At 40.2% G+C, this 8,038-nt stretch carries 9 protein-coding genes; 6 read left to right on the top strand and 3 right to left on the bottom strand.

Annotated elements, in window-relative coordinates; all coding sequences use genetic code 11:
* Both BM057_RS10930 and BM057_RS10925 read right to left on the bottom strand, forming a co-directional pair.
* A partial coding sequence (locus tag BM057_RS10930) for a helix-turn-helix domain-containing protein (RefSeq protein WP_177186251.1) occupies positions 1 to 296 on the bottom strand: 296 nt, incomplete at its 3' end.
* Between the two features lie 86 nt (positions 297 to 382).
* The gene (locus tag BM057_RS10925) at positions 383 to 1,759 is read right to left on the bottom strand and encodes an MATE family efflux transporter (RefSeq protein WP_092093743.1); all 1,377 of its coding nucleotides are present in this window, start codon (positions 1,757 to 1,759) and stop codon (positions 383 to 385) included.
* Between the two features lie 438 nt (positions 1,760 to 2,197).
* Here BM057_RS10925 and BM057_RS12065 point away from each other — a divergent pair, with 438 nt between their 5' ends.
* The 6 genes from BM057_RS12065 (at position 2,198) to BM057_RS10895 (ending at position 7,697) form a co-directional block, all read left to right on the top strand.
* A complete protein-coding gene (locus BM057_RS12065; RefSeq protein ID WP_092093740.1) occupies positions 2,198 to 2,386 on the top strand; it encodes a hypothetical protein in 189 nt (62 codons plus the stop codon).
* A 2-nt stretch (positions 2,387 to 2,388) separates the two neighbouring features.
* On the top strand, positions 2,389 to 3,201 hold the full coding sequence (locus BM057_RS10915) for a sodium:calcium antiporter (protein WP_092093737.1): 813 nt from the start codon (positions 2,389 to 2,391) through the stop codon (positions 3,199 to 3,201).
* A gap of 195 nt (positions 3,202 to 3,396) precedes the next feature.
* Complete coding sequence (locus BM057_RS10910) at positions 3,397 to 4,746, top strand: uracil-xanthine permease family protein (protein ID WP_092093734.1); 1,350 nt, start codon at positions 3,397 to 3,399, stop codon at positions 4,744 to 4,746.
* A 473-nt stretch (positions 4,747 to 5,219) separates the two neighbouring features.
* Positions 5,220 to 6,197: a biotin--[acetyl-CoA-carboxylase] ligase gene (locus tag BM057_RS10905; RefSeq protein WP_092093732.1), complete on the top strand. Its 978-nt coding sequence runs from the start codon at positions 5,220 to 5,222 to the stop codon at positions 6,195 to 6,197.
* On the top strand, positions 6,194 to 6,718 hold the full coding sequence (locus BM057_RS10900) for a biotin transporter BioY (RefSeq protein ID WP_092093729.1): 525 nt from the start codon (positions 6,194 to 6,196) through the stop codon (positions 6,716 to 6,718). The genes BM057_RS10905 and BM057_RS10900 overlap by 4 nt, the downstream gene beginning before the upstream one ends.
* Positions 6,719 to 6,818: 100 nt before the next feature.
* Positions 6,819 to 7,697: an aldose 1-epimerase family protein gene (locus tag BM057_RS10895; protein WP_092093728.1), complete on the top strand. Its 879-nt coding sequence runs from the start codon at positions 6,819 to 6,821 to the stop codon at positions 7,695 to 7,697.
* Positions 7,698 to 7,826: 129 nt separating this feature from the next.
* On the opposite strand, the gene BM057_RS10890 is transcribed toward BM057_RS10895, so the two are convergent.
* The coding region (locus tag BM057_RS10890; RefSeq protein ID WP_143074516.1) for an IS3 family transposase at positions 7,827 to 8,038 on the bottom strand (212 nt) is incomplete at its 5' end.

Raw genomic sequence — 8,038 nt, 5'->3', positions numbered from 1 at the left:
CATCCTTTAATCAATGCAGGGGTAGTCAGTCCCAGTCGGTTGGCTGTTTCTCGATAGGTCAACTCTGTTCTTGAATACAACTCTACCGCATCTAATTTAAATTGAACAGTATAATCCCTGTTCGTTGTCCGTCTCTGTAACCCTTCTTCACCAAACTCTTGATAAACTTTCACCCAATCACGTACTTGGCCGTAGCTTTTAATGCCATGTTTTTCAGCTAGAGAGGCATATCCGCCAAAACCTTTGATGTACTCCTTCACGACCATTCTTTTAAATTCAAAGCTATATTTAGCCATAAAAAATGACCTCCAAATGTTAGATTTTTGGTCTAACATTTGGGGGTCAGTATATCTTTTTTATAGGATGGCTGCCTTTTTTCAAATTATTGTTGGTTCATTTCTAGTAATAATGGTTGTTGAACCATGGTACGTTTTGTTGTGAAGTTGCGTTTTAACCAGTAGTAAGAGAAAACGAGCGGAACCAAAGCACCAAACCAAGCGAGCGGGCTGGAAAGGCTGACGCCTAAGAAGCCGAGTGGACGAGATAGTACAACAGCTACGATAACACGTGAAACCAATTCCATCACGCCGGCTGCAGTCGGTGCAGTACTTTTTCCGAAGCCTTGTAAAGTGTAGCGGTAAATGAATAGCAAGGCTAGTAAAAAGTAGAAGGTAGCATTCGTTAAGAAATAAGTTTGGACCATGTCAAAGATTTCTGTGCTGCTTTCTCCAACATAAAGCGTAGCGATCTTTCTACCAAATAATACCATTGCTGCACCCATGACAACACTGTAAGTGAGAACAAGTTTGATGATTTTGTTGACGCCCTCCCAAATGCGATCCAATTTGCCTGCTCCGAAGTTTTGAGCGGTATAAGTGGCCATTGTGACACCAAAAGAGTTCAACGGCATGGTTGCGATTCCGTTGATTTTTTCAGCCGCTGTCGTTGCAGCGACGGCACTAGCACCTAAGCTGTTCAACGTGATTTGAATCGCGATTCCGCCAAAAGCAATGATCGAGCTTTGGAATCCCATCGGCAGACCAAGGCGAAGATGCTCGTTGATCTCAGCTTTGCTTAGTTTCCAATCTTCTTTATGAATACGCAGAATCGGAACCTTTTTCCAAATGTAAACCAAGCAAAGAGCGCTGGCAATCAATTGTGCAATAACAGTAGCATATCCAGCTCCGGCTACACCTGTATGCAAGCCAAGAATGAATACATAGTCTAAAACGACATTGATGATCGAAGCTGCAGCAAGAAACAATAGCGGTGTCCGGCTGTCACCGATCGCACGCAACACATTTGATAACAAATTGAAGAGAACAGAAACGCCGATGCCGGCAAAGATAATAACAAGATAAGCATAAGCATCATCAATCAAGTTAGCAGGTGTTCTCATAAATTCAAGGATCGGACGTGTAAGCAAGGTAGCGAAAAAAGTTAACACAATGGTAAAAACAGCACTAATGATAATGCTTGATGCTAAGTTGCGGCGGATCGCTGCAAAGTCTTTCTTACCAAAACGCTGTGCTGTTAATACAGAAAGACCAGCCGTCAAACCGATCGCCAATCCGATGATCAGATTACTGATGCTGCCTGTAGAACCAACAGCCGCAAAAGCATCTACACCGATCGTCCGGCTAACGATAAAGGTATCTGCCATACTATAAAACTGTTGAAAAATATTGCCTAATAACATTGGTAAAGTAAATAAAATAATTAGTTTTAGTGGGTTTCCTTTAGTCATATCTTGTCCCATTATATCAATACCTCCAAAAAAAATAATCATAGGGAATAAATGCAAAACAAATGAAATTCAGTCATCTCTTTTTGAGCACTTTGCCTAGTATAGGGAGATTTTCTGAAAATACAAGACTGTTTTCAATCTTTTTTTGTGACATTTTTTTAACAAAAAAAACTCATTATATTGTTAGCCGCTTACATTGTTTTGATATCAGAATTCGTTGATGTAACAGATTTTTTTGAAAATGCACTAAAATTCAAATATTAAAACAACGTAATGGAACGATGAATAGACCTTCATTTTTTCACAAATTTTTTTAGGATTGTTTTCATATCTAAAGAAAGAAGATTTTTTATAGGGGGAAACAGCAAAATAGTCATCTGCTATTTTTTGCCTTAAACTAAAAGAACGAGAATCTCTATTGATAGAAGATAGAGAAAGGAGAGAAAGCTGATGTTGTCTCTATTGAGTCATTTATCAACGGTGTTACTTTTGCTTGTTGCAGCAGGCTGTCTTGTCATCTTATCGAAATCAGCTGATTACCTCGTTGATCAAGCAGTGAAGTTATCAAAGATTTGGCATTTATCTCAAATCGTTATTGGAGCGACCGTCGTTTCTTTAGGGACAACATTGCCTGAATAGCATTGTCTTCCATTGCAGCCCTTCAAAAGAACGGCGGGTTTGTATTGGGGAATGCAGTAGGTTCAGTTATCGTCAATACTGGGCTTACTTTAGGGCTCGCTGCTGTTTTTGGTAAAATAATAATGGACCGAAAAACTTCTCAAAAGTTGAATCTATTGGTAATGGCAGTATTGCTTCTGATCTTGCCGACCATCCCTTATAAATTTGGTTCTGCACACGGCAAATTGCCGCAATGGTTAGGTTTTATATTTTTACTGCTAGTCCCTGTGTATCTATTCTTTTTGATCAAACAAGAAAAAAATAAAAATAGCAAAGAAGAAAAGAAAGAAGTAGACAACCACAAGAAAGCGTTCCTATTGCTCGGGAAAATTATTGTGGCAGCTGGAATCATTTCAGCAAGTGCTTCTTTGTTGGTTGATTCTGTTGAAGTGATTGCTTCAAGAGCAGGTATATCAGATGTGATCATTTCTTCAACGGTCGTATCTCTTGGAACAGGTCTGCCAGAGCTGAGTACCGTCCTATCGTCTGCGAAGCGAAAAGAGGCAAGTTTAGCTTTAGGTAATATTTTGGGTTCTAATCTATTGAACATCTTATTAGTTTTAGGGGCTGCAGTTGCTCTAACGCCAAAAGGAATCAAAATTACCACAAGTTTTTACTTGATCCACTTTGCTGCTTTAAGTTTGATTGTAGGTGCCTTTCGTTTCTTTGCTTATCGAAACAAGGAAAAAGCTATTAGCAAATGGGAAGGAGCAATTTTGATTGGTCTGTATATCGGCTATTTAGCTGCTAATGTCATGAGTGTTTTGAAGGGGTAAAAAGGTTATGACATATTTCCCTTTTTGAGTTGTAGTTTGAATCGTGTTCTGATACAATGACGAAAGCAAAGTCCTTTTAATTTGATCCAGAGAGTTCAAGAAGGGTAACAAATCGAATATATTTGATACCTTAGGTCCTTTTGCGAAAAAATAAGTAAAAAGGGCATTTTTTTATGCCTAAGGAGGAAAATAAGTATGGTCAACCATCAACAAGAACTACTATTAGGAGTAGAAGATAAGCCGCCAGTAGGCAAAGGATTACTGCTTAGTTTTCAGCACATTTTTGTGATGTTTGGTGCAACGATTTTAGTGCCGATGATTTTGGGGATGCCGGTTTCCGTAGCTTTATTCGCAAGCGGAATCGGAACACTGATTTATCAAATCGCAACAAAAGCAAAAGTTCCCGTTTATCTAGGTTCTTCCTTTGCCTATATCACTGCAATGTCAGTCGCAATCGAGAAAATGAATGGAGACATCAGCGCTGCTCAAACAGGAGTTGTGATGGTCGGATTGGTTTATGTTATTGTCTCAGCATTTGTAAAGCTGTTGGGAACAAAGTGGATCGATAAGCTGCTGCCGCCGATCGTGATCGGTCCAATGATCATTGTGATTGGGCTGGGCTTAGCGGGATCAGCAGTTCAAAACGCCGGTTTCGTGTCAGGCGGCGATATTCGTCCTGTTTTTGTCGCTATCTGTACCTTTTTGATCACAGCCTTCGTCAATACCAAAGGAAAGGGTATTTTTAAAATTATTCCTTTCCTAGTGGGTATTATTGGCGGTTATCTTGTTGCTGTCTTTTTTGGACTGGTTGATTTTACACCTGTAAGAGAGGCAGCTTGGTTTGCACTGCCGGAATTTTACTTACCATTTAAAACCGGTCACTTCGAGCATTATAATTTATACTTCGGACCAGAAGCTTTGGCGATTATTCCAGTCGCGCTTGTGACTATCTCAGAGCACATCGGCGACCATACCGTCCTAAGCAAAGTTTGCAAACGACCTTTTTTGAAAAATCCCGGCTTGCATCGCACGATTTTAGGAGATGGTTTGGCAACGACTGTTTCTGCTTTCATCGGGGGACCAGCAAACACTACGTATGGTGAAAATACTGGCGTGATCGGGATGACAAGAATTGCTTCAGTTTCAGTGATCCGTAATGCAGCATTGATTGCCATCTGCATGAGCTTTTTAGGTAAGTTCACAGCTTTGATCTCCACGATTCCAAATGCCGTCCTTGGCGGGATGTCCATCTTGCTGTATGGCGTAATTGCAAGTAATGGTTTGAAAGTCTTGATTGAAGAACAAGTAGACTTTGGTAAGACACGCAACTTGATCATTGCCAGCTCGATGCTTGTTTTAGGATTAGGCGGTGCAACGCTTGAATTAGGCAGCGTCATCTCTCTATCGGGTACAGCTTTAAGTGCATTGGCCGGCATCATCTTGAATCAAGTGTTGCCAAAAGATACGGTAGCTGCTAAAGAGAATGAAACAGCTCAAGAAAGTGAAACAGCTAAAAAGACGACATTAGCAAATGAATTAAACTAAATCGAATTGAAGAAAAAGCCCTAGAGCCGCTCTAGGGCTTTTTTACACAATAAAAAAGAGCTCACTTGTTCATAGGACAGACTTCTGTGAACAAGCTGAAAGGGGAAATGCAGTAACTTGTTCATAGAGCAGGTTTTTGTGAACAAGTTGAGAGACGAAAAGCACGAACTTGTTCATAGAGTAGGTTTCTGTGAACAAGTTGAAAGGGGAAAAGAGCTCACTTGTTCATAGAGCAGATTTCTGTGAACAAGTTGGGACGAAAAATGCGGTAACTTGTTCATGGGGTAGGTTTCTGTGAACAAGTTGAGGCAAGAAAGGTTCTTTTGCCTGACTATTTCAATGTTACAAAATGACCAACATTTGAAAAGTAAGACAAAGCACGCACTCTGTGTTACCCTGTATGAAAAATAGGTTGACAAAGCAATAGACTCAGGTAAACTAGAACTATCAATCAATTATTGGAGTAGATAGAGATGAAGACAAAAGAAAAGGTATTACAATACTTAACACAACACAAAGGAGAAGTTATTTCAGGTCAGGAAATGGCTGATAACTTAGCGCTTTCTAGGACTTCTATTTGGAAAGCGATTCGGTCTTTGCAAACTGAAGGATTCAAAGTAGAATCGATCACGAATAAAGGGTATCGACTTGCGACTGATCCGGATCAATTGTCTAAGGCGATTCTGTTACCAATGTTAAACGAGCAGCCGGATGTGCTTGAGGTTTATCCTACGATTGGCTCGACGAATGATGCTGCAAAAGCACTTATCAATGAGCGTCCTATTATTCATAAGGGGATTTTGGTCGCTGAAGAACAGACGAAGGGTAGAGGACGCCTTGGTCGCCAGTTTTATTCGCCGAACCAAACAGGACTATATATGAGCTTGATTTATCAAAATAAGCAGGCAGCCAATGCAGCTGCTCTGACGACGGCCGCGGCTGTAGCAGTTTGTCGGGCAATTGAAAAGTTAACCAACAAACAACCGGTGATCAAGTGGGTCAATGATCTCTTTCTAGATGGACGCAAAATTTGCGGCATTTTGACAGAAGGGATTTTAAATCTGGAAACTGGAACGATTGATTCAGTTATAGTGGGGATCGGACTAAATGTTAGGCATGCTGAAATGGTCCCTGAAGCGTTTCAGTCGATCATAGGTTCTTTGTTTGGAAAAGAAGAGACGACTGTGACAAGAAATCAACTGGCAGCTGAAATCATCAATCAGCTGGATGTGCTTTATGAAGCATTGGATCAAACTGATTATTTAGACGAGTATCGCAAACGCTGCTTTGTGTTGGGACAGAAAGTGTATTTTAATGAGAAAAAACAAAACATGAGCGGTATAGCCGAAACGATTGATGACGAAGGCGGTTTAGTTGTCAAACTGGACAATGGCCAAATAAAGACATTGCGTTACGGTGAAATCAGCATCAAGTTAGGAGAAAAAGGATGAAATTGACAACAGGCGAAATCACTCAAATCAGCCTACTAGGCGCATTATCATTTATCAGCGGGTTCGTTCTGATTCCACTAGGTCCAGTACCGTTTACCTTGCAAACTTTATTCGTATTGCTGACGGGTCTGCTATTGAATCCGAGGGCTGCCTTCCTAAGTCAGTTGCTTCACTTGCTTTTAAAACTGTTGGTTGGCGGCGGACAATCTTTTTTGAGTCCAAGTTTCGGTTTCTTATTTGGTTTTATTGCGGCCGCGACAGTGATGGCTTATTTGCTGACGAAGCAGAACAACGGCTTATCTTCTTATATCATGGCAGCTGCTGTAGGAAGTCTTGCTATTTACTTGGTAGGCCTGCCGTACATGGCGGCGATTTTAAATGGTTACTTGGGCGCCGGCTATTCTATTACTAAAATCTTTTGGATGGGAATGGGTCTATTCATTCCGGGAGATTTGCTGAAAGCAGGACTGGCGGTCGTGATCGCGATTCGCTTAAAGAAACATATTCCAGCCTTGCCTTAAACTTTTTGCAAAACGCTTCGCTAATCAAATGAATAGCTAAAAGTGCCCGAAAGACGTATGATAAAAGGGAGAAATAGTCTATTTTTTAGGAGGGTTCCTTTTGATTACATTAGAAAATGAAGAACTATTAGTGGAGATTTCGCCTCATGGGGCAGAATTGCAAAAAATTTATAGTAAAAAAGATGAGATCGATTATTTATGGAGTGGGGATGAAACTTATTGGGGAAGACATGCACCGATTTTGTTTCCGATTATTGGTCGTTTAAATGAAGATAAGTATAAAAAAGGTGATGAAATCTACGAATTGTCTCAACATGGATTTGCAAGAGACAAAACATTTGAAGTGGAAGGGACTTCAGATGAAACAGCTATTTTTACCTTACAACAAGATGATGACACACTTGACCATTATCCATATGAATTTAAGTTAACAGTAACCTATACATTGATTGGGAAATTGTTATCTGTTGATTTTAAAGTAGAAAATCAGTCAGAAGAACGTATGCCGTTTTCTATTGGCGGACATCCTGCATTTAATGTGCCATTGAATGGGGAAGGCAACTATGAAGATTACACGATCAGCATCAGTCCTAAACATGAGGCTCAGTATTTTGAAAGTGATCCAGTACCTTTTCGCAGTGGCAGCAAGAGAATTTTGGAAGCAATGAAAGATGGCATCTTGCCGCTAAACCACGAAACATTCCGCAATGGTTTGATTATTATAGACGAACCTAAAGTAGACATGGTGACGCTAGCCGGGCCGGAAAACAAACATGGCGTAACGTTAAACGTTGGGGAATTTCCTTATTTTTGCTTATGGACAAAAGAACAAGGAGACGCTCCGTTCATCTGTATCGAACCTTTCTTCGGCCTACCTGATATTGCTGGCGAAATCGGCCAATTAGAAGACAAAGGCGGTATTATACTACTGGAAGAAGGCGAAGAAAGACAACTAGGCTTTACAATGGAGATGTTTTAAATAATAATATCTGTTCCTATAAAGCAAAAAAAGCATTGTGGCTTGTAGTGACCCCCAAATATTAGACTTTTTTGAAGTGGAGAAATCCACTTCTTTTTTTCTACTTTTATCCGCAAGAAACTTCTAACCCTAAGCGGCGTTCTGAATTTCTTTACGATAGTCGATTGGACTCATCCAATCGAGTTTCCGTTTGATTCTTCTGTGATTGTAATAGTCGATAAATGTGACGATTGTTCTCTCTAGTTCTTCGTAGCTATGAAAAACTTGTCCATGATATACTTCTTGTTTCAAAAGACTAAAGAAATTTTCCATTGGTGAATTGTCCAAACAATTTCCTTTAC

The organism is Pisciglobus halotolerans, assembly GCF_900113675.1.
GTDB classification, from domain to species: Bacteria; Bacillota; Bacilli; order Lactobacillales; family Carnobacteriaceae; genus Pisciglobus; species Pisciglobus halotolerans.
This window is presented reverse-complemented; position numbering and strand designations above follow the sequence as displayed.